Source organism: Pseudomonas putida (genome assembly GCF_002906855.1).
In the GTDB taxonomy this organism is placed as follows: domain Bacteria; phylum Pseudomonadota; class Gammaproteobacteria; order Pseudomonadales; family Pseudomonadaceae; genus Aquipseudomonas; species Aquipseudomonas putida_N.
Genome location: NZ_MINI01000028.1, coordinates 1,498,398 through 1,519,744 on the forward strand (window position 1 = coordinate 1,498,398; position 21,347 = coordinate 1,519,744).

The 21,347-nt window shown below is 65.5% G+C and carries 11 protein-coding genes; 4 read left to right on the forward strand and 7 right to left on the reverse strand.

The genetic code is table 11. The annotated features are described in order from the left end of the window. Nucleotides 1-511: 511 nt before the first annotated feature. The 4 genes from ccoP to ccoN are packed head-to-tail and all read right to left on the reverse strand — an operon-like array spanning nucleotide 512 to nucleotide 3,708. Nucleotides 512-1,453 (reverse strand): cytochrome-c oxidase, cbb3-type subunit III, encoded by a 942-nt coding sequence (gene ccoP, locus BGP85_RS07350; RefSeq protein ID WP_103446575.1) that lies wholly within the window; start codon nucleotides 1,451-1,453, stop codon nucleotides 512-514. Beyond that, nucleotides 1,450-1,656 carry a cbb3-type cytochrome oxidase subunit 3 gene (locus tag BGP85_RS07355; RefSeq protein ID WP_054884102.1) on the reverse strand — a complete coding sequence of 69 codons (207 nt, stop codon included), beginning with the start codon at nucleotides 1,654-1,656 and terminating at the stop codon, nucleotides 1,450-1,452. The genes ccoP and BGP85_RS07355 overlap by 4 nt, the downstream gene beginning before the upstream one ends. A gap of 5 nt (nucleotides 1,657-1,661) precedes the next feature. Further along, nucleotides 1,662-2,270 (reverse strand): cytochrome-c oxidase, cbb3-type subunit II, encoded by a 609-nt coding sequence (gene ccoO / locus BGP85_RS07360; RefSeq protein ID WP_054884101.1) that lies wholly within the window; start codon nucleotides 2,268-2,270, stop codon nucleotides 1,662-1,664. A 13-nt stretch (nucleotides 2,271-2,283) separates the two neighbouring features. Continuing rightward, nucleotides 2,284-3,708 (reverse strand): cytochrome-c oxidase, cbb3-type subunit I, encoded by a 1,425-nt coding sequence (ccoN, locus tag BGP85_RS07365; protein WP_060508208.1) that lies wholly within the window; start codon nucleotides 3,706-3,708, stop codon nucleotides 2,284-2,286. 51 nt (nucleotides 3,709-3,759) lie between these two features. Between ccoN and BGP85_RS07370 the strand changes: the two genes are divergently transcribed. Then, nucleotides 3,760-4,452, forward strand: coding sequence for an alpha/beta family hydrolase (locus BGP85_RS07370; RefSeq protein ID WP_103446576.1), 693 nt, complete (start codon nucleotides 3,760-3,762; stop codon nucleotides 4,450-4,452). A 64-nt stretch (nucleotides 4,453-4,516) separates the two neighbouring features. Here BGP85_RS07370 and ppnP read toward each other — a convergent pair whose 3' ends face one another. Continuing rightward, on the reverse strand, nucleotides 4,517-4,801 hold the full coding sequence (gene ppnP / locus BGP85_RS07375; protein WP_103446577.1) for a pyrimidine/purine nucleoside phosphorylase: 285 nt from the start codon (nucleotides 4,799-4,801) through the stop codon (nucleotides 4,517-4,519). 75 nt (nucleotides 4,802-4,876) lie between these two features. Continuing rightward, entirely contained in the window at nucleotides 4,877-5,428 is a 552-nt protein-coding gene (locus BGP85_RS07380) for an exonuclease domain-containing protein (protein ID WP_103446578.1), read from the reverse strand. 163 nt (nucleotides 5,429-5,591) lie between these two features. On the opposite strand from BGP85_RS07380, the gene BGP85_RS07385 reads away from it, so the two are divergent. Together BGP85_RS07385 and BGP85_RS07390 are read left to right on the forward strand one after the other, a co-directional pair. Continuing rightward, nucleotides 5,592-6,392: a substrate-binding periplasmic protein gene (locus tag BGP85_RS07385; protein ID WP_103446579.1), complete on the forward strand. Its 801-nt coding sequence runs from the start codon at nucleotides 5,592-5,594 to the stop codon at nucleotides 6,390-6,392. Nucleotides 6,393-6,457: 65 nt separating this feature from the next. Continuing rightward, nucleotides 6,458-7,471: a GNAT family N-acetyltransferase gene (locus BGP85_RS07390; RefSeq protein ID WP_103446580.1), complete on the forward strand. Its 1,014-nt coding sequence runs from the start codon at nucleotides 6,458-6,460 to the stop codon at nucleotides 7,469-7,471. A gap of 54 nt (nucleotides 7,472-7,525) precedes the next feature. Here BGP85_RS07390 and BGP85_RS07395 read toward each other — a convergent pair whose 3' ends face one another. Continuing rightward, nucleotides 7,526-8,056, reverse strand: coding sequence for an RNA polymerase factor sigma-70 (locus tag BGP85_RS07395; protein WP_103446581.1), 531 nt, complete (start codon nucleotides 8,054-8,056; stop codon nucleotides 7,526-7,528). A gap of 295 nt (nucleotides 8,057-8,351) precedes the next feature. Here BGP85_RS07395 and BGP85_RS07400 point away from each other — a divergent pair, with 295 nt between their 5' ends. Next, nucleotides 8,352-21,293 (forward strand): non-ribosomal peptide synthetase, encoded by a 12,942-nt coding sequence (locus BGP85_RS07400; RefSeq protein ID WP_103446582.1) that lies wholly within the window; start codon nucleotides 8,352-8,354, stop codon nucleotides 21,291-21,293. The last annotated feature ends 54 nt before the right edge of the window (nucleotides 21,294-21,347 follow it).

Below are 21,347 nucleotides of genomic sequence, written 5' to 3' on the forward strand. Positions count from 1 at the left end.
CGGGCCCTCTCGCCGGTGTCCCGCGGCGAGAGGGTCGGGACGATTGTACACAAATAAATATTTGTAATGTGTACCGTTTTTCATCTTTTTCTGATCGATCGGTCAAGCTTTTTCCGGGGGCGGCATCAGGCTGTGCGCCGCGTCTGCTTCGGACCTTTCGGAGCGAAGCCCACTGTGGCAACAAGCTTAGTTCTGTTCGGAGGGGGTGCAAGGGAGGGGGGAGTGCGGAGGTAAGGCTGGTGTGTTGTGGTGGGGCGCAGATCGAGCGCCGCCCGCGCGGCGCATCGCGAGCTCTGCTCGCTCCTACGTTTGTTTTTGGCCAGTAACGCCTGTGACAGGCGCGCGCGACCGCCTTGTTGGTACGACGCGATATCGAGCCAGGCGCCAAGGCGTCCGCGCGCAAATCCCCCAGGAACAATTGTCCCGAAACAAACGTAGGAGCGAGCAAAGCTCGCGATGCGCCGCGCGGGCGGCGCTCGATCTCACAGGCGCCGATTCTCTCTCGGCGAACTCACTTGGCCTTCACCGCTTCAGCGGCGCCGTTCTGCGACAGGCTGTACACATAGGCTGCCAGCAGGTGCACCTTGTCATTGCCCTGGATCTCCGCCTGGGCCGGCATCTGCCCCTGGCGGCCGTAGCGAATGGTCTGCTGCAACTGGGCGAAGCTCGAACCATAGATGAACGCCTGCGGGTGGGTCAGGTTCGGCGCGCCCATTGCCGGAGTGCCTTTGCCTTCAGGCCCGTGGCAGGCCACGCAGTTGCTGGCGAAGAGTTCCTTGCCCTTGACCGGGTCGGCCTTGACCCCTTGCGGCAGGCTGCGGCCGTCGAGGTTGGTCAGCACGAACGCGGCGACATCCGCCACGCCTTGGTCGCCGATCACCTCGACCCACGCTGGCATCACGCCGTGGCGGCCATTCATGATCGAGGCCTTGATGGTCTCCGGCTCGCCGCCCCAACGCCAGTCCTTGTCGGTCAGGTTGGGGAAGCCGTAGGCGCCCTTGGCATCCGAGCCGTGGCACACCGAGCAGTTGGAGGCGAACAGGCGGCTGCCCATTTTCAGCGCCTGTGGGTCCTTGGCCACTTCCTCGACCGGCATGGCGGCGTACTTGGCGAAGATCGGGCCGAACTTGGCGTCGGCCTTTTCCATCTCCTTCTGCCACTCGTTGGTACCGGTCCAGCCATTCTCGTAGCCCGGCAGGATGCCTTTCCAGTTGCCCAGGCCCGGGTACAGCACCAGGTAACCGGCACCGAACACCAAGGTGCCGACAAACAGCCAGAACCACCACTTGGGCAGCGGGTTGTCGTACTCCTCGATGCCATCGAAGCTGTGCCCCATGGTCTGGTCGGTGGTGCTGTTGCTCTGGCCCTTGCGGGTCGACAGCAACAGCCAGGCCAGGCCGATCAGGCTGCCGATGGTCAGTACGCTGACGTAGGTACTCCAGAAGGTGGTCATTGCGCTTTGCTCCTCACAGCCGCAGTCATGGCAGCAGGTTCCTGCCCGGCGGGGGGCAGGCGGTCGTCGACGAAGGGCAGCAGGCGCGCTTCGGCGAAATCATGGTCGCGGCGACGGTTGAATACCCACAGTGAGAGGCCGATGAAGGCGATCATCACTACCAGGGTGCCCAGGCCACGGATCATGCCGATGTCCATTTCCATGGTGGTTACCTCTTGTTCTTGATCGCGGTGCCAAGCACCTGCAGGTAGGCGACCAGGGCGTCCATTTCGGTCTTGCCCTTGACGGCGTCACGGGCGCCGGCAATGTCTTCGTCGGTGTACGGCACGCCCAGGGTGCGCAGGGTGCGCATCTTGGTGTCGGTGTGGCTGTTGTCGACCTTTTCGGCGACCAGCCACGGGTACGACGGCATCTTCGATTCCGGTACCACGTTGCGCGGGTTGTACAGGTGCGCGCGGTGCCAGTCGTCCGAGTAGCGGCCGCCGACGCGGGCCAGGTCCGGCCCGGTGCGCTTGGAGCCCCACAGGAACGGGTGGTCCCAGACACTTTCGCCGGCGACCGAGTAGTGGCCGTAGCGTTCGGTTTCGGCGCGGAACGGGCGGATCATCTGCGAGTGGCAGCCAACGCAGCCTTCGCGGATGTAAATATCGCGGCCTTCCAGTTGCAGCGCGGTGTAGGGCTTCATGCCTTCGACCGGCTTGTTGGTGACGTCCTGGAAGAACAACGGGACGATCTGGGTCAGGCCGCCGATGCTCACGGCAAACACCATCAGCAGGGCCAGCAGGCCGACGTTTTTCTCGATGACTTCATGTTTCATCAGGCAGGTCTCCTCAAGCCAGCTGGGCGTTCGCAGGGGCGGCGTCGAGCGCCGGCGAACGCACGGTGCGCCAGGTGTTCCAGGCCATCAGGAACATGCCACTGAGGAAGATCGCGCCGCCGACGAAGCGCACGATGAAGCCTGGGTGGCTGGCCACCAGGGTTTCCACGAACGAGTAGGTGAGCGTGCCGTCGCTGTTGACCGCGCGCCACATCAGGCCCTGGGCGATGCCGTTGACCCACATCGAGGCGATGTACAGCACGGTGCCGATGGTCGCCAGCCAGAAGTGCGCGTTGATCAGGCCCAGGCTGTGCATCTGCTGCTTGCCGAACACTTTCGGGATGGTGTGGTAGAGCGCGCCGATCGAGATCATTGCCACCCAGCCGAGGGCGCCGGCGTGTACGTGGCCGATGGTCCAGTCGGTGTAGTGGGACAGGGCGTTGACCGTCTTGATGGCCATCATCGGGCCTTCGAAGGTGGACATGCCGTAGAACGCCAGCGACACCACCAGGAAGCGCAGAATCGGGTCGCTGCGCAGTTTGTGCCAGGCGCCCGAGAGGGTCATCATGCCGTTGATCATGCCGCCCCAGCTCGGTGCCAGCAGGATCAGCGACATCACCATGCCCAGCGACTGCGCCCAGTCCGGCAGGGCGGTGTAGTGCAAGTGGTGCGGGCCGGCCCAGATGTAGAGGGTGATCAGCGCCCAGAAGTGCACGATCGACAGGCGATAGGAATACACCGGGCGTTCGGCCTGCTTAGGCACGTAGTAGTACATCATCCCGAGGAAGCCGGCGGTGAGGAAGAAGCCCACCGCGTTGTGGCCGTACCACCACTGCACCATGGCGTCGGTGGCGCCGGCATAGACCGAGTACGACTTGGTCAGGCTGACCGGCAGCTCCAGGTTGTTGACGATGTGCAGCAGTGCCACGGTGAGTATGAAGGCGCCGAAGAACCAGTTGCCCACGTAGATATGCTTGGTGGTGCGTTTCATCAGCGTGCCGAAGAACACGATGGCGTAGCAGACCCAGACGATGGTGATCAGGATGTCGATCGGCCACTCCAGCTCGGCGTATTCCTTGGAACTGGTGTAGCCCAGCGGCAGGGTGATGGCCGCCAGCAGGATCACCAGTTGCCAGCCCCAGAAGGTGAACGCGGCCAGGCCTGGTGCGAACAGGGTGGTCTGGCAGGTGCGTTGCACCGAATAATAGGAGGTGGCGAACAAGGCGCAGCCGCCGAAGGCAAAGATCACCGCATTGGTATGCAGGGGTCGCAGGCGGCCGAAGCTGGTCCAGGGGAGGTCGAAGTTGAGGGAAGGCCAGGCGAGCTGGGCGGCGATGAAGACGCCGAGCCCCATCCCGACGATTCCCCACACCACCGTCATGATGGCGAATTGGCGGACCACCTTGTAGTTATAGGCGGTACTGCTGGTTGTGTTCATGTATGGGTTCCCATCCACGGTTATTTTGGCAGGCTTTACAGCGAGGCAAGCATGAGTAATGGGCAAAGTGCCGGTATTGACGGGGATCAATGGGCGCAAGTCGGAAATGTCCCAGGCTTGCGCTGCGATCCTCCGCGAAATGGAGGGGAAGGGCGTGCGTCCGCGTGCCTGATCCTGGCCCACGGCGCAGGTGCGCCGATGGACAGCGAGTTCATGATTGAGATGGCGCAAAGGCTGGCGGCGCTTGGGGTTGGGGTGGTTCGCTTCGAGTTTCCCTATATGGCCGAGCGGCGCAACGGCGGCGGCAAACGGCCGCCCAATCCGCAGAAGGTGCTGCTGGAATGCTGGCGCGAGATGTATAGGCAGGTGCGACCTTTGGTCACGGGCAGGCTGGCCATTGGCGGCAAGTCGATGGGGGGGCGCATGGCCAGCCTGCTGGCCGATGAATTGGGGGCTGATGCGCTGGTGTGCCTGGGGTATCCGTTCTATGCGGTGGGCAAGCCGGAGAAGCCTCGGGTCGAGCACCTGGCCGAGCTGAAGACGCGCACGTTGATCGTGCAGGGAGAGCGCGATGCGCTGGGCAATCGGGAGGCGGTGGAGAGGTATGCGCTGTCACCGGCGATCGAGGTGAGCTGGCTGGTGGCGGGGGATCATGACCTGAAGCCGCTGAAGGCTTCGGGGTTCAGCCATGAGCAGCACTTGCAGGCGGCGGCTGAAAAGGTGGCGGGTTTCCTGAAGGAGTGATGTTGGCTTCTTCGCGGGGCAAGTCGGATCGCCGCCCCGCGAAGGGGCCGGTACAGGCTGGCGCTTAGTCGCGGTACTCGCACAGGTAGGCGGTATCCACTTTCACCTGCAGCTGGAACTTGCTGTCGGCCGGCACGTTGAACTTGTCGCCAGCGTTGAAGGTTTCCCAGTTGTCGCTGCCCGGCAGCTTCACGGTCAGGGCACCGGAAACCACATGCATGATTTCACGCTTGGCGGTGCCGAACTCGTATTCGCCCGGGGCCATCACGCCCACGGTGGCAGGGCCTTCTGCGCCAGTAAAGGCGATCGACTTGACGGTGCCGTTGAAGTACTCGTTGACCTGGAACATGGGCGACTCCTGAAAGAAGGGGGGTGAAAAAGGGCTGGCCAGTATGCCCAAGCCCATTCGCTCCGTCATCTGCTTTCAAGTGTCGTTCGCGGGCAGGCTCAAGGGCAGCAGGCGTGCGGTGTTGCGCGCATCCTCCAGGGCTCGGTGCTGCTGCCCGCAGAAGTGCATGCCCGCCAGCTGCAGCGCGCCATTGAGCCCGGTCGGGCGCTGCAGGTGGCGAGCCTTGGCGAAGCGCTGCTTGAGGTTGATGTGCGGCAGCTCGCGCAGCAGGCTGTCGACCTCATGCTGGCGCCATTCCTGCAACAGCTGCTGGCGGTCGTAGTCGCCCCAGCTGACCCAGGCCTGCAACTGCCCGCGGTGGTGCCCCAGCCAACGTTCGAAACGCGCCCACACTTCGGGGAAGGCCGCAGCGCTGTCGACGCTGGCCTGGCTTATGTGCGTCAGCTCGCGGCAGAACGGCGTCAGCTGCGGCCGTCGCCGAGGCCGCACGAAGCGCTGGAAGTGGTCCACTTCACGGCCTTCGCGGGTTACCAGGCTGGCGCCAATTTCAATGATTTCCATCTCCGTGACCGGCCAGCCACCGTCATCGGTGGTGGCTTCCAGGTCGATCACCAACCAGTGGCCCATACCAGGCTCCCTCGCCATACATGCCAAAGCAGCGTAGCCAATGTCTGGCCACACGGCATCCCCTGGCAAAATGCCCTCACTTTGGCATAACCAGCAGTTGTGCCATGCCAGGAAAACGCCTAGCTTAAGCGCATCCAGGTATGAACCGTGATGAGCGTCCGCTTTGACTCCAGCGCCCGGCCTGAAGGTAATCTCCACCCTGATGATGCTTGCTGCAGCCTGGCTGGCGGTGCCGGCGTGGGCTGCCGACGCCATCGACGTGAAGATCGGCGCCGCGCATTTCCCGCCTTATACCGTGCGCCCGGAGCAGGGTGCCGACACCGGTTTGCTGCCCCAGCTGGTCGAGGCGCTGAACCGCTTGCAGCCCGACTACCACTTCGTCCTGGTGCCCACCTCCATTCAGCGGCGCTTTGGTGATTTCCAGCAAGGCCGCACCGACATGGCGATCTTCGAGAACCCCGAATGGGGCTGGCAGCAGATTCCGCACCAGACGGTGGACATGGGCCTGGAGGATGCCGAAGTGTTCGTCGCCAGAAAGCTCAATGGCCGTGACCAGCATTACTTCGACAGCCTGGGTGGCAAGCGCCTGGCGCTGTTCAACGGCTATCACTACGCCTTCGCCAACTTCAACCCTGACCCCAACTACCTGCGCAAGGCCTACAACGCGACGCTCACTTATTCCCATGACAGCAACCTGCTCATGGTTCAGGCTGGCCGTGCCGACATTGCCCTGGTAACGCGCTCGTACCTGAGCGACTTCCTGGCCCGCAACCCCGACAGCCTCAATCAGCTGATCGCCTCGCAGCGCATCGATCAGGTCTACCACCACTATGCCTTGCTGCGTCCCGGTGCCCCGATCACCGATCAGAAGTTCGCCGAGCTGCTGCGCTACCTGCGCGACACGGGCGAATTGACGCGCATCTTCCAGCCCTACCGGATCACCGTCGCCGCGCCGAACGACTAAATTCCCCGGGTATGGGCGCGTCATCAGAGGTGAGCCTTTCTTTCATTCTTTCGTGAGCCAAGACCATGCCGTTCGATGCCGCTTCGCAGCCTCTGTCTTTACCCCGCTGGCGCAGCCTCGATGCCGAGGAGGATGACAGTCGGTTGAGCCTGACCCTTGACGGGCGGCCATTGATCCAGCTGCGTCTGGAGCCAGGCGAAACGCTGCAAGTGTATGTCCAAAGCCTCTGCTCGGAGCGAGCGCAGCAGGCGTTGTGGGCTGCCTGCTATTGGCTGCTGTCCCGCGATCCTGCTCGCCAGCGCCTTGCCGTGCATCTGCCTTCCAGTGTGCCGCAAGCTTTGGCCAGCGGTTTGTTGCTGGCCGGCGAAGTCGCCAGCGTCTACCTGTGCGAGCGCGCATTGTTCTGGCAGTTGCCGCAGCCGTGGCTGGGCAGTTCGAGTGGCGGTGTCTACCCGCAGCAGATGCAGTTCAGTGACGGCAAGCGCCATCCGCGCCGGGCTCCCAAGCCGCGTGGCGAGGTGTATCGCCGCTTCGATGCGCGGCTGGGTGCCTGGGTGTCGTTGCGCACCCTGGAAATCGACCAGGACCTCGAGCGTTTCAACCGCTGGCAGAACAACCCGCGGGTGGAGAAGTTCTGGCAGGAAGCGGGTTCACTGGAGCAGCACCGCGAGTACCTGGCCAAGCTGGAGGCCGACCCGCATACCCTGACCCTGATCGGCTGTTTTGATGATCAGCCATTTGCCTACTTCGAAGCGTACTGGGCCAAGGAGGATCGCATTGCGCCGTTCTACCCGGCCGATGATTACGACCGTGGCATCCACATGCTGGTGGGGGAGGAGACGCACCGTGGCCCGCACAAGGTCGCCAGCTGGCTTTCGGCACTGGTGCACTACTTGTTCCTGGATGACCCGCGCACCCAGCGGGTGGTGGCTGAGCCCCGTGCCGACAACGGCAAGATGATCGGCTACATGCACGATCAGTGCTTCCATTGCGACAAGGAATTCGACTTCCCGCACAAGCGCGCGGCACTGATGATCCTGGGGCGGGAGCGGTTCTTCGATCGCTGCAAATTGGTCTGAGTCCGCATCGCCTGCTTCGCGGGGTAAGCCCGCGAAGCAGGCGACGCGGATGTATCAGGCTTGTCGGTTGGCGGTCTTGCGGCAGTGCACCAGCGCATCGCGAATCATGAAGTTGACCAGGGTCGGCGACACGCCCAGTTCCTTGGCGATGTCCTTCTGCGGCACACCGTGCAGGCGGTACATCTCGAAGGCATAGCGGGTGCGTTGCGGCAGTTCGTTGAGCGCCTCGGCGATGTGCTCGAGCGCAGCCAGGTTGATGTGCGTGGCCTCGGGCGAAGCGTTCGGGATGACCACGTTCAGGCCTTCCTCTTCGCTGCCGGAATACTTCAGCTCCATCGCCTGCTTGCGGTAATGGTCGATGGCCAGGTTGCGCACGATCTGGAACAGGTAGCTGAGCTGCGCCTTGAACGACGAGGTGATCTGCGGGGCGGCGCTGAGCCGGAAGAAGGCATCCTGCACCACGTCCTCGGCGCGCGAGCGGCAGCCGGTGATGCGGGCTGCGATCTTGACCAAAATACTGCGATTGTTGACGAATGCCTGGAGTAATGGTGAATCGCACTTACTTGTGGATAGTTGTTCCGCCATGGAAATCACCTTGTCTCGGAGGGGGAAGGGAGCACCCCATTTGGGGAAGCTTCCTACGACGTGCGACAAACTATTCAGAATGATAATGATTGTCAAATACGAAAGTTAATGAGTTTCTATTAGTTTAAGTTCTAAGCAGAATGGCGCGACGCATTTCAACTTGCGCCCCCGCTCACACCGCTAATTTCCCGCCGCGCCCATCCGTTCCCCTGTGTATATCCGGCCGCTGCCGCTGCCCGCCGACCTTGTGCGGGGCAGCCAGCCCGACTCAACCAGACACTGGCAGGAACTCCCCATGACGGACGCCTTCGAACTCCCGCTCTCGCTGGTCCAGGCCTTGGCGCAACGCGCCGCACAGACCCCGGACCGCATCGCCCTGCGCTTTCTGGCCGATGCCCCCGGCGAGCAGGCCGTGCTCAGCTACCGCGACCTGGATGCGCATGCGCGCACCATCGCCGCGGCATTGCAGGCCCGCGCCAGCTTCGGCGAGCGGGCCGTGCTGCTGTTCCCCAGCGGCCCGGACTACGTGGCGGCGTTCTTCGGTTGCCTGTACGCCGGGATCATTGCCGTGCCGGCCTATCCACCGGAGTCGTCACGCCGCCATCATCAGGAGCGCCTGCTGTCGATCATCGACGACGCCGAACCGCGTCTGCTGCTGACCGTCGGTGCGCTGCACGACAGCCTGCAGGGTCTCGAAGCCCTGGCCGGCGACAACGCGCCCGAACTGCTGGCAGTGGATGCGCTTGATCCGGCATTGGCCGAGTGCTGGCGCGAGCCGGTGTTGAATGGGCACGACATCGCCTTCCTGCAGTACACCTCCGGCTCCACCGCACTGCCCAAGGGCGTGCAGGTCAGCCACGGCAACCTGGTGGCCAACGAGCAACTGATCCGCACCGGCTTCGGCATCGACCTCAACCCGGACGATGTGATCGTCAGCTGGTTGCCGCTGTACCACGACATGGGGCTGATCGGCGGCTTGCTGCAGCCGATCTTCAGTGGCGTGCCGTGCGTGCTGATGTCGCCGGGCTACTTCCTCGCCAGGCCACTGCGCTGGTTACAGGCCATCAGCGAATACGGCGGCACCATTAGCGGAGGGCCGGACTTCGCCTACCGGCTGTGCAGCGAACGGGTCAGCGAGGCGGCCCTGGCCGGCCTCGACCTGAGCCGCTGGCGTGTGGCCTATTCCGGCTCCGAGCCGATCCGCCAGGACAGCCTCGCCACCTTCGCCGAGAAGTTCGCCGCCTGCGGCTTCCAGACGAGCAGCTTCTTCGCCAGCTATGGCCTGGCCGAAGCCACCTTGTTCGTCAGCGGCAGCCGCCGTGGCCAGGGCATCGGCGCGCTGGAACTGGACAGCCATGCGTTGGCCGCCAACCGTGCCGAAGCCGGCAAGGGCAATGTGCTGATGAGCTGCGGCTACCCGCAGCCTGGCCACGCGGTGCGCATCGTCGAGCCGCAGCAACTTGAAGTGCTGGGCGACAACCAGGTCGGCGAGATCTGGGCCGGCGGCCCGAGCATCGCCTTGGGTTACTGGCGCAACCCTGAGGCCACGGCCCGCACCTTCGTCGAAATGGACGGCCAGACCTGGTTGCGTTCCGGTGACCTGGGCTTCATGCGCGACGGCGAAGTGTTCGTCACCGGGCGCCTGAAGGACATGCTGATCGTTCGCGGTCAAAACCTTTACCCGCAGGACCTGGAAAAGACCCTGGAGCGTGAGGTCGAAGTCCTGCGCAAGGGGCGGGTGGCCGTGTTCGCTGTCGACGACCAGGGCGAGGAGGGCATCGGCGTGGCGGTGGAAATCAGCCGCAACGTGCAAAAGGCGGTAAAGCCCGAAAACCTGATCAAGACCCTGCGCCAGGTGACCGCCGAGGCCTGTCGTCAGGCACCGTCCGTAGTCCTGCTGCTCAACCCGGGTGCATTGCCGAAGACCTCCAGCGGCAAGCTGCAGCGTTCGGCCTGCCGCCTGCGCATGAATGATGGCAGCCTGGATTGCTATGCGCGCTTCCCCGCGGCTGCCGGGTCTGTTGCAGAGACAGCAACCGGCGATGACCTGCAAGCGCGCATTGCCGGTATCTGGCGCGAGTTCCTCAAGGTCGAGGCGGTTGCCGCGGACGATCACTTCCTGCTGCTGGGTGGCAACTCCATTGCGGCCACCCAGGTCACTGCCCGCCTGGCGGACGAGCTGGGTATCGCGCTGAGCCTGCGGACCCTGTTCGAGGCGCCGACACTGGCCGAGTACAGCGCTGCGGTGGCCGCCATCCTTGCTGAAGGTGCTGGTGAGTCCATCGCTATCACGGCGCTGCACCGTGGCCAGGCCTTGCCGCAGTCGCTGGCACAGAACCGCCTGTGGCTGACCTGGCAGCTTGAGCCGCAGTCTGCGGCCTACAACATTCCCGCCGGGCTGCACCTGCGCGGCGAGCTGGATCAAGCCGCACTTGAAGCAGCATTCCAGTCGCTGGTAGCACGCCACGAATCGCTACGTACGGTATTCAGCGAGGAGGATGGGCAGGCGTTGCAGCGCGTCCTGGCGGAGCAGCCTTTCACCCTTCAGCGCCTGGATCTGGAAGGGCTGGCGCCTGAACAGGTGATCTCGCGCCGCGAGCAAGAGGCGCAACAGCCCTTCGACCTGACCCAGGGCCCGCTGCTGCGTGTGACCCTGGTGCGCCTGGACGACGAAGACCACCAACTGTGGGTGACCTTGCATCACATCGTCGCCGACGGCTGGTCGCTGAACATTCTGCTCGACGAGTTCGCCAAGCTGTATGCCGCCCGTCGCCAGGGCCTGGACGCCAAGCTGCCAGCGCTGACACTGGGTTACGCCGACTACGGCAGCTGGCAGCGCCAGTGGCTGGCCGAGGGCGAAAGCGCACGCCAGCTGTCGTACTGGAAAGCCGCATTGGGCGATGACTCGCCAGTGCTCGACCTGTACCCGGACCAGCTGCGCTCCAGCCAGCATGAAAACCGCGCCGCGCGCTTGAGCGTGAAAGTGCCGGCCAGGCTGGCCGACGCCCTCAAGGGCCTGGCCCGCGAACAGCAGGCCAGCCTGTTCATGGTCCTGCTGGCCGCCTGGCAAGGCCTGCTGCACCGCTACACCGGCCAGGGTGATATCCGCGTCGGCGTGCCCAATGCCAACCGCCCGCGCCAGGAAACCCAGGGCATGGTCGGCTTCTTCATCAACACCCAGGTGCTGCGTGCGCAGCTGGATGGCCGCCTGCCGTTCGCCCAGCTGCTGGCCCAGGTGCGCGGGGTGACCCTCGACGCCCAGGCCAACCAGGATCTGCCGTTCGAGCAACTGCTCGAAGCCCTGCCCGAAGCCCGCGAGCAGGGCCTGTTCCAGGTCATGTTCAACCACCAGCAGCGTGACCTTTCAGCATTACGCCGTCTTCCAGGCCTGCTCGCCGAAGAGCTGCCGTGGCACAGCCGCGAAGCCAAGTTCGACCTGCAGCTGCACAGTGAGGAAGACCATCAGGGTCGCCTGAGCCTGGCCTTCGACTACGCCGCCGAGTTGTTCGAAGCCAGCACCGTCAAGCGCCTGGCCCAGCACCTGCTGGCGCTGCTCGAGCAAGTCTGCGCGCAACCGCAACTGCCGTTGGGTGACGTACAGCTGCTGGACGAGCAGGGCCGCCAGCAACTGCTGGCATGGGGTGCGGCACCCGCGCCTGCCCCGCAACGGCTGCTGGTCGAGCAGCTCAACGAACAGGCCCGCCTGACCCCGGGGCGCACCGCGCTGGTCTGGGAAGGCGGCAGCCTCGACTACGCCGAGCTGCACCAGCAGGCCAACCGCCTGGCGCACTACCTGCGCGACAAAGGCGTCGGCCCCGACACCTGCGTGGCCATCGCGGTCGAGCGTTCGCCGCAGCTGCTGGTCGGCCTGCTGGCCATCCTCAAGGCGGGCGGCGCTTACGTGCCGCTGGATGTCGACTACCCGGCCGAGCGCCTGGCCTACATGCTCGGCGACTGCCAGGCCAGCCTGTTGCTCAGCCATAGCAGCCTGCTTGGCACGCTGCCGCAGGTCGACGGCGTCAGCGCCATCGCCCTCGACCAACTGCACCTGGACAGCTGGCCAAGCCAGGCGCCGGGCCTGCACTTGCACGGCGACAACCTGGCCTATGTGATCTACACGTCCGGCTCCACCGGCCAGCCGAAGGGCGTGGGCAACACCCATGCTGCCCTGGCCGAGCGCCTGCAGTGGATGCAGGGCCGCTATGCGCTGGATGCCAGTGATGTGCTGATGCAGAAGGCACCGATCAGCTTCGACGTGTCGGTGTGGGAATGCTTCTGGCCACTGATCACCGGCTGCAAACTGGTGCTGGCCGGCCCCGGCGAGCACCGCGACCCGCAGCGCATCGCCACCTTGGTGCAGCAGCATTGCGTGACCACGCTGCACTTCGTGCCGCCGCTGCTGCAGGTGTTCGTGCAGGAGCCGCTGGCCGCTGGCTGCAGCAGCCTGCGCCGGCTGTTCTCCGGTGGCGAGGCGCTGCCTTCGAAGCTGCGTGACCGTGTGCTGCAGTTGCTGCCACAGGTGCAGTTGCACAACCGCTACGGGCCGACCGAAACCGCCATCAACGTCACCCACTGGCATTGCCAGGCTGAAGATGGCGAGCGCTCGCCGATCGGTCGCCCGCTGGCTAACGTGCTCTGCCGGGTGCTGGACGATGAGCTTGAGCTGGCTGCGCCTGGCGTGCCGGGTGAGCTGTACCTGGGCGGTGCCGGTCTGGCCCGGGGTTACCTGGGCCGCCCGGGCCTGACTGCCGAACGTTTCGTGCCCCAGGCCGATGGTAACGGCGCGCGCCTGTACCGCAGTGGCGACCGCGCCCGCTGGCAGGCGCAGAGTGAAGCCCTGGAATACCTCGGGCGTCTCGATCAGCAGGTCAAAGTGCGGGGTTTCCGCGTCGAGCCGGAAGAAGTGCAGGCATGCCTGCTGGCTCAGCCGGGTGTCGAACAGGCACTGGTGCTGATTCACCAGGACGCGATCGGTGCACAGCTGGTCGGTTACTACAGCGGCAGCGCACCGTCCGAGGTCTTGCTGGCCGCCTTGGCCAAGCAGTTACCGGCGTACATGGTGCCGGCCCAACTGATCGGCCTGGAGCACATGCCGCTGGGCCCGAGTGGCAAGGTCGAGCGCAAAGCGCTGCCTGCACCCGTCTGGCAGCAACGCCAACATGTCGAACCGCAGACTGCACTGCAGCAGCAGGTGGCGGCCATCTGGCGCGAAGTGCTGAATCTGCAGCAGGTCGGCCTGCATGACGACTTCTTTGCCCTCGGTGGTCACTCGCTGCTGGCCACCCAGATCGTCTCGCGCACCCGCCTGGCTTGTGATGTCGAGCTGCCGCTCAAGGCGCTGTTCGAGGCCAGCGAACTGGCCGCGTTCTGTGAGGAGATCGCCCGCATCCGCGCTACCGGTGAGCGCAACCAGCAAGGTGAAATCGTCCGGGTCGACCGCCGCCAGGCCGTGCCGCTGTCGTACTCGCAGCAGCGTATGTGGTTCCTCTGGCAGATGGAGCCGGACAGCCCCGCCTACAACGTTGGCGGCATGGCGCGTTTACGTGGAACGCTGCATGTGGATGCCTTCGAACGCGCCCTGCAGGCGCTGATCGTGCGCCATGAGACCCTGCGTACCACCTTCCCCAGCATCGATGGCGTGCCGTACCAGTGCGTGGCCGACGACAGCGGGCTGCAACTGGACTGGCATGACTTCACGGCCCTGCCGGCCGATAGCCGTCAGCGGCGCTTGCAGCAACTGGCTGACGACCAGGCCCACCAGCCATTCGACCTGGAGCGCGGCCCGCTGCTACGCGCCTGCCTGGCCAAGACTGAGGACCGTGAACACTACTTCGTGCTGACCCTGCACCACATCGTCACCGAGGGCTGGGCCATGGACATCTTCGCCCGCGAACTGGGCGAGCTATACGAAGCCTTCGTCGATGACCGCGAGTCGCCACTGACGCCGCTGCCAGTGCAATACCTGGACTACAGCGTGTGGCAGCGGCAATGGCTGGAAAGCGGCGAGGGCGCACGTCAGCTGGCCTACTGGAAAGCCCGCCTCGGCGATGAGCACCCGGTGCTGGCGCTACCCGCCGACCGCCCACGCCCGGCCGTGCAGAGCCACCGTGGCGAGCTGTACCGCTTCGACCTCGACCCGGCACTGGTCGCCCGCGTGCATGCGTTCAACAATCAGCGCGGCCTGACCCTGTTCATGACCATGACTGCCACGCTGGCTGCCTTGTTGCACCGCTACAGCGGCCAGCGCGACCTGCGCATCGGCGCACCGGTGGCCAACCGTATCCGCCCGGAAAGCGAAGGCCTGATCGGCGCCTTCCTCAACACTCAGGTGCTGCGCTGCGAACTGGACGGGCAAATGACCGCCACCGCCCTGCTCGACCAGGTGCGCCAGGCCGCCATCGAAGGCCAGTCGCACCAGGACCTGCCATTCGACCAGCTGGTCGAGGCTTTGCAGCCGCCGCGCAGCAGCGCCTACAACCCGCTGTTCCAAGTGATGTGCAACGTGCAGCGCTGGGCCTTCCAGCAGAGCCGTGAGCTGGCCGGCATGCAGGTGGATTACCTGGTCAACGATGCCAGCGCCACCAAGTTCGACCTGTACCTGGAGGTCACCGACCTCGACGGCCGCCTGGGCTGCTGCCTGACCTACAGCCGCGACCTGTTCGACGAGCCGCGCATCGCGCGCATGGCCGAGCACTGGCAGCAGCTGCTGGTCGGCCTGCTCGACAACCCGCAGCAGCGCCTGTGCGAACTGCCGATGCTGGCCGATGCCGAGCAGCAAGTGCTGGTCGGCCAGTTGCAGGGCGAACAGGGCTTCGCCCTCGACCAGACGCTGCACGGCCTGTTTGCCGCCCAGGCTGCGCGTACGCCGAAAGCGGGTGCACTGACCTTCGCCGGCCAGCACATGACCTACGCCGAGCTCGACCAGCAGGCCAACCGCCTGGCCCGTGCCCTGCGTGAACGTGGGGTTGGCCCGCAGGTGCGGGTGGGCCTGGCGTTGGAGCGTTCGCTGGAGATGGTGGTCGGCCTGCTGGCCATTCTCAAGGCCGGTGGCGCCTATGTGCCGCTCGACCCAGAGTACCCGCTCGACCGCCTGCGCTACATGATCGAGGATAGTCGCATCGGCCTGCTGCTGAGCCAGCGCGCGCTGCTCGAAACCCTTGCTGAACTGCCTGACGGCGTGGCGCGCTGGAGCCTGGAAGACGACGCCGCGAGCCTGTGTGCCTATAGCGATGCGCCGCTGGACAACCTCAACCTGCCGCAGCATCAGGCCTACCTGATCTACACCTCCGGCTCCACCGGCAAGCCCAAGGGCGTGGTGGTCAGCCACGGTGAAATCGCCATGCACTGCCAGGCGGTGATCGACGCCTTCGGCATGCGCAGCGATGACTGCGAGCTGCACTTCTACTCGATCAACTTCGATGCGGCCAGCGAACGCTTGCTGGTACCGCTGCTGTGCGGCGCCCGCGTGGTGCTGCGCGCTCAGGGCCAGTGGGGTGCCGAAGATATTTGCCAGCTGGTGCGCGAGCAGCAGGTGAGCGTGCTCGGTTTCACCCCGAGCTACGGCAGCCAGCTGGCCCAGTACCTGGCCGGCCAGGGCGAGCAGTTGCCAGTGCGGCTAGTGATCACTGGCGGCGAAGCGCTGACTGGCGAGCACCTGCAGCGCATTCGTCAGGCCTTTGCCCCGCAGCAGTTCTTCAACGCCTACGGCCCCACCGAAACCGTGGTCATGCCGCTGGCCTGCCTGGCGCCGGAGGTGATGCCCGCCGAGGCTGGCAGCGTGCCAATCGGCCGGGTGATCGGTGCCCGCACGGCGTACATCCTCGACGAGGACCTGGCCTTGCTGCCGCAAGGGGGAATCGGCGAACTTTACGTCGGCGGTGCGGGCCTGGCCCAGGGGTACCACGACCGCCCGGGCCTCAGCGCCGAGCGCTTTGTCGCCGATCCGTTCAGCCGCGATGGCGGGCGCCTGTACCGCACCGGCGACCTGGTGCGCCTGCGTGCCGATGGTCTGGTGGAATACGTCGGCCGTGCCGACCTGCAGGTGAAGATCCGCGGCTTCCGTATCGAGCTGGGCGAAATCGAAAGCCGCCTGCAGGACCATGCCGATGTCGACGAGGCCGTGGTCCTGGCCCTCGACCTGCCAGGTGGCAAACAACTGGTCGGTTACCTGGTGTGCCAGCAGGCCACTGCCGACAGCGAGGCTCAGTCCGCACTGCGCGAAGCGGTCAAGGCCGATGCCCGTCAGCATCTGCCGGACTACATGGTGCCCGCGCACCTGGTGCTGCTGGAGCGCCTGCCGCTGATGGGCAACGGCAAGCTCGATCGCCGCGCACTGCCGGCACCGGACCTGGAGCAGGCCCGCCAGCATTACCAGGCCCCGGCCAATGAGCTGGAGGAGCAGTTGGCGCACGTCTGGCGCGAAGTGCTCAACCTGTCCCGTGTGGGTGTGCAGGACAACTTCTTCGAACTCGGTGGCGACTCGATCCTGTCCATTCAGGTGGTCAGCCGCGCGCGCCAACTGGGCTTGCAGTTCACCCCGCGTGACCTGTTCCAGCACCAGACCATCCAGACCCTGGCGGCCGTGGTCAGCCGCAGCGCCGCGCCGAGCAGCATCGAACAGCGCCCGCGCGAAGGGCGCAGCGGCCTCACGCCGATTCAGCAGTGGTTCTTCGACAGTGCTGTGGCCCAGCTGCAGCACTGGAACCAAGCGGTGCTGCTGGAGGCACGCCAACCCTTGGACCGCGCCACCCTGGAGCAGGCCCTGGCGGCGTTGGTAGCGCACCACGACAGCCTGCGCCTGCGCTTCACCCAGGGGCAGGCGGCCTTCGCTGCGGTGTCTGCCGAGCAACTGTTGTGGACCGCCACGGTCGCCGACTTCGCCGACTGCCAGGCGCTGTATACCGACGTGCAACGCAGCCTCGACCTGGAACGGGGCCCGCTGTTGCGCGCCTTGCTGGTCAGTGACGGGCAGGGCACCCAGCGCCTGCTGCTGGCGATCCACCACCTGGTGGTCGACGGTGTGTCCTGGCGCGTGCTGCTCGAAGACCTGCAGGCGCTGTATCGCGGCCAGCCACTGGCGGCCAAGACCCACGCCATGGCCGACTGGGCCGCGCGCCTGGCCAGCTACGCCGTCAGCGATTCGCTGCGCGACGAGCTGGACTGGTGGCAAGGCCAGCTTGGCGGCGTGCGCCATGAGCTGCCGTGCGATCACCCGCAGGGTGGCAACCTGCACCGGCATGCCGACACCTTGGCAATCGCCCTGGACGCGGGGCAGACCCGGCAGTTGCTGCAACAGGCGCCGGCGGCCTACCACACCCAGGTCAACGACCTGCTGCTGACCGCGCTGGCCCGCACCCTGTGCCGCTGGAGCGGTGACCAGGAAGTGCTGGTGCTACTCGAAGGCCACGGCCGTGATGGCCTGTTTGAGGACATGGACCTGACCCGCAGCGTCGGCTGGTTCACCAACGCCTACCCGCTGCGCCTGAACCCGCAGGCCGGCGACGACGATGCCGCGCGTGCCACCTCGATCAAGCACATCAAGGAACAGCTGCGTCAGGTGCCGCACAAGGGGCTGGGCTACGGCGTGCTGCGCTATCTGGGCGATGCTGTCAGCCGCGAAAGCATGGCGGCGTTGCCGCAAGCGCGCATCACCTTCAACTACCTGGGCCAGTTCGACCAGCAGTTCGACGAGGCCGCCTTGTTCCTGCCGCTGGATGCGCCGGCCGGCCTGGCTCATGATCTGGATGCGCCGCTGCCGAACTGGCTCAGCATCGACGGCCAGGTCTATGGCGGTGCCCTGCAACTGCGCTGGACTTACAGCCGCGAGCGCTATGACGAGCGCACCATCGCGCAGTTGGCCGAAGCCTATCGCCAGGAGCTGCTGGCGCTGGTCAGCCACTGCCTGGCCGATGGCAACGGCAGTTTCACGCCCTCGGACTTCCCGTTGGCGCACCTGAGCCAGCAGCAGATCGACGCGCTGCCGGTTCCCGCCGCGCAGATCGAAGACGTCTACCCGCTGACGCCGATGCAGGAGGGCATGCTCTTGCATACCCTGCTGGAACCAGGCACCGGCCTGTACTACATGCAGGACCGCTACCGCATCAACAGCGCCCTCGACCCGCAACGTTTCGCCCAGGCCTGGCAAGCCGTGGTGGCGCGTCACGAAGCCCTGCGCGCCTCGTTCAGCTGGAATGCTGGCGAGACCATGCTGCAGATCATCCACAAGCCGGGCAACACGCCGGTGGACTATCAGGACTGGCGCGGCCTTGATGAGGCGGCCCAGGAGGCGCGCCTGCAGGCCCTGCACAAACAGGAACGGGAAGCGGGCTTTGCCCTGCTGCAGGAGGCGCCGTTCCACCTGCGCCTGGTGCGGGTGGATGACGAGCGCTACTGGTTCATAATGAGCAACCACCACATTCTCATCGATGCCTGGTGCCGTTCGTTGTTGATGAACGATTTTTTCGTGCTCTACCAGGCCCTCGGCGAAGGCCGTCAGGCCTCGTTGCCGGTGCCGCCGCGCTACCGCGACTACATCGGCTGGCTGCAACGCCAGGACATGGACGAAGCGCGCAGCTGGTGGCAGGCGAACCTGGCCGGTTTCGAGCGCGCCACGGCACTCCCCAGCGACCGCCCGCTGCGCAATGACCACGCCGGTGACGGCATGCTGGTGGGTGACTGCTACACCCGCCTGGAGGTGAGTGATGGCGTGCGCCTGCGCGAACTGGCCCAGGCCCATCAGCTGACCATCAACACCTTCGCCCAGGCGGCCTGGGCGCTGGTGTTGGCGCGCTACAGCGGTGATCGCGACGTGGCCTTCGGCGTGACCGTGGCCGGGCGCCCGGTGAGCCTGCCGCAGATGCAGCGCACGGTCGGTCTGTTCATCAACAGTATCGCCCTGCGCGTGCAACTGCCCGAACCAGGCCAGCGCCGCACCGTGCGCCAGTGGCTGCAGGGCGTGCTGGAGCGCAACATGGAGCTGCGCGAGTACGAGTACCTGCCGCTGGTGGCGATCCAGGACTGCAGTGAACTGCCCAAGGGCCAGCCGCTGTTCAACAGCTTGTTCGTGTTCGAGAACGCCCCGGTGGAAACGGCGGTGCTCGACCACGCCCAGCACCTCAACGCCAGCTCCGACTCCGGCCGCACCCACACCAACTTCCCGTTGACGGCGGTGTGCTACCCGGGCGATGACCTGGGCCTGCACCTGTCATTCGACCAGCGCTACTTCGACTACCCGACCGTCGAGCGCCTGCTGGCCGAGTTCAAGCGCCTGCTGCTGGCGCTGGTGCAAGGCTTTGAAGGGGAGGTGAGTGAGCTGCCGTTGCTGGGCGAGGACGAACAGCGCTTCCTGCTCGACGACTGCAACCGCACCGGGCACGCTTATCCGCTGGAACAGAGCTACGTGGCACTTTTCGAAGCGCAAGTGGCTGCCCACCCTGAGCGAACCGTCGCTCGATGCCTCGAAGCGTCTTATGACTATGCCGGGCTGAACCTCGCGGCCAACCGCCTGGGCCATGCCCTGGTTGCCGCGGGCGTGGCCATCGACCAGCCGGTTGCCCTGCTGGCCGAACGTGGCTTGCCGCTGCTGGGCATGATTATCGGCAGCTTCAAGGCCGGCGCCGGCTACCTGCCGCTGGATCCGGGCCTGCCATCGGCGCGCCTGCAACGTATCGTCGAGCTGAGCCGCACGCCGGTGCTGGTGTGCAGCGCGGCCTGTGCCGAGCAAGCGCGCCAGTTGCTGGGACAACTTGAGGGGGGGACGCGGCCGCAGTTGTTGGTATGGGAAGAGGTACAGGGCAGCAGCATCGCCAGCCACAACCCGGGCATCCACAGTGGGCCGGACAACCTGGCCTACGTCATCTACACCTCCGGTTCCACCGGGCTGCCCAAGGGCGTGATGGTCGAGCAGCGCGGTATGCTCAACAACCAGCTGAGCAAGGTGCCGTACCTGGCCTTGAGCGAGCATGACGTGATCGCCCAGACCGCCTCGCAGAGCTTCGACATTTCGGTCTGGCAATTCCTCGCCGCGCCGTTGTTCGGCGCCCGGGTGGAGATCGTGCCGAACGCCATCGCCCATGACCCGCAAGGCTTGCTCGCGCATGTGCAGGCCACCGGCATCACGGTGCTGGAAAGCGTGCCATCGCTGATCCAGGGCATGCTGGCCAGCGATCATCAGGCGCTCGATGGCCTGCGCTGGATGTTGCCGACTGGCGAGGCGATGCCGCCGGAACTCGCTGCGCAATGGCTGCAGCGTTATCCGCAGATCGGCCTGGTCAATGCCTATGGCCCGGCGGAGTGCTCGGATGACGTGGCCTACTTCCGCGTCGACATGGCTTCGACCCGCGGCAGCTACCTGCCGATTGGCACGCCGACCGACAACAACCGGCTGTACCTGTACGGCGAGGACCAGACCCTGGTCCCGCTGGGGGCGGTGGGCGAGTTGTGCGTGGCCGGCACTGGCGTCGGCCGTGGCTATGTTGGCGACCCGGTGCGCACGGCACTGGTGTTCATCCCGCACCCGCACGGGGCGCCGGGTGAACGCTTGTACCGTACCGGTGACCTGGCGCGGCAGCGCCCGGACGGGGTGCTGGAGTATGTCGGGCGCATCGACCACCAGGTAAAGATCCGCGGTTACCGTATCGAGCTGGGCGAGATCGAGGCGCGCCTGCACGAGCAGGCCGAGATTCGTGATGCGGCGGTGGGGGTACAGGAAGGTGCCAATGGCAAGCATCTGGTTGGCTATCTGGTGGCGCACCAGGGTGTGGTCGCCGATGCCGCGTTGCTGGAACTGGTCAAGCAGCGCCTGCGCGGGGAGCTTCCGGAGTACATGGTGCCGTTGCACTGGGGCTGGTTCGCCAGCCTGCCGCACAACGCCAACGGCAAGCTTGATCGCAAGGCGTTGCCGGCCATCGAGATCGGTGGGCAGCACAGCCAGGCTTACCAGGCGCCGCGGGATGAACTGGAGATAGTGCTGGCCGGTATCTGGGCCGACGTGCTCAAGGCCGAGCGGGTCGGGGTGCATGACAACTTCTTCGAGCTGGGCGGGCATTCGCTGTTGGCCACGCAAATCGCCTCGCGGGTGCAGAAGCAGTTGCAGCTGAACGTGCCGTTGCGGGCGATGTTCGAGTGCAGCACGGTGGAGGAGTTGGCCGAGTATGTGCGCGGGTTGCAGGGTAGCGTGGTGGATGAGGCGAAGGCTGATCGGCTCAGTGACCTGATGGCCGAGCTGGAAGGGCTGTAGATCGGGGGGGCGCTTTGCGCCCCATTGGCGGGGCAAGCCCGCTCCTACAGGTAC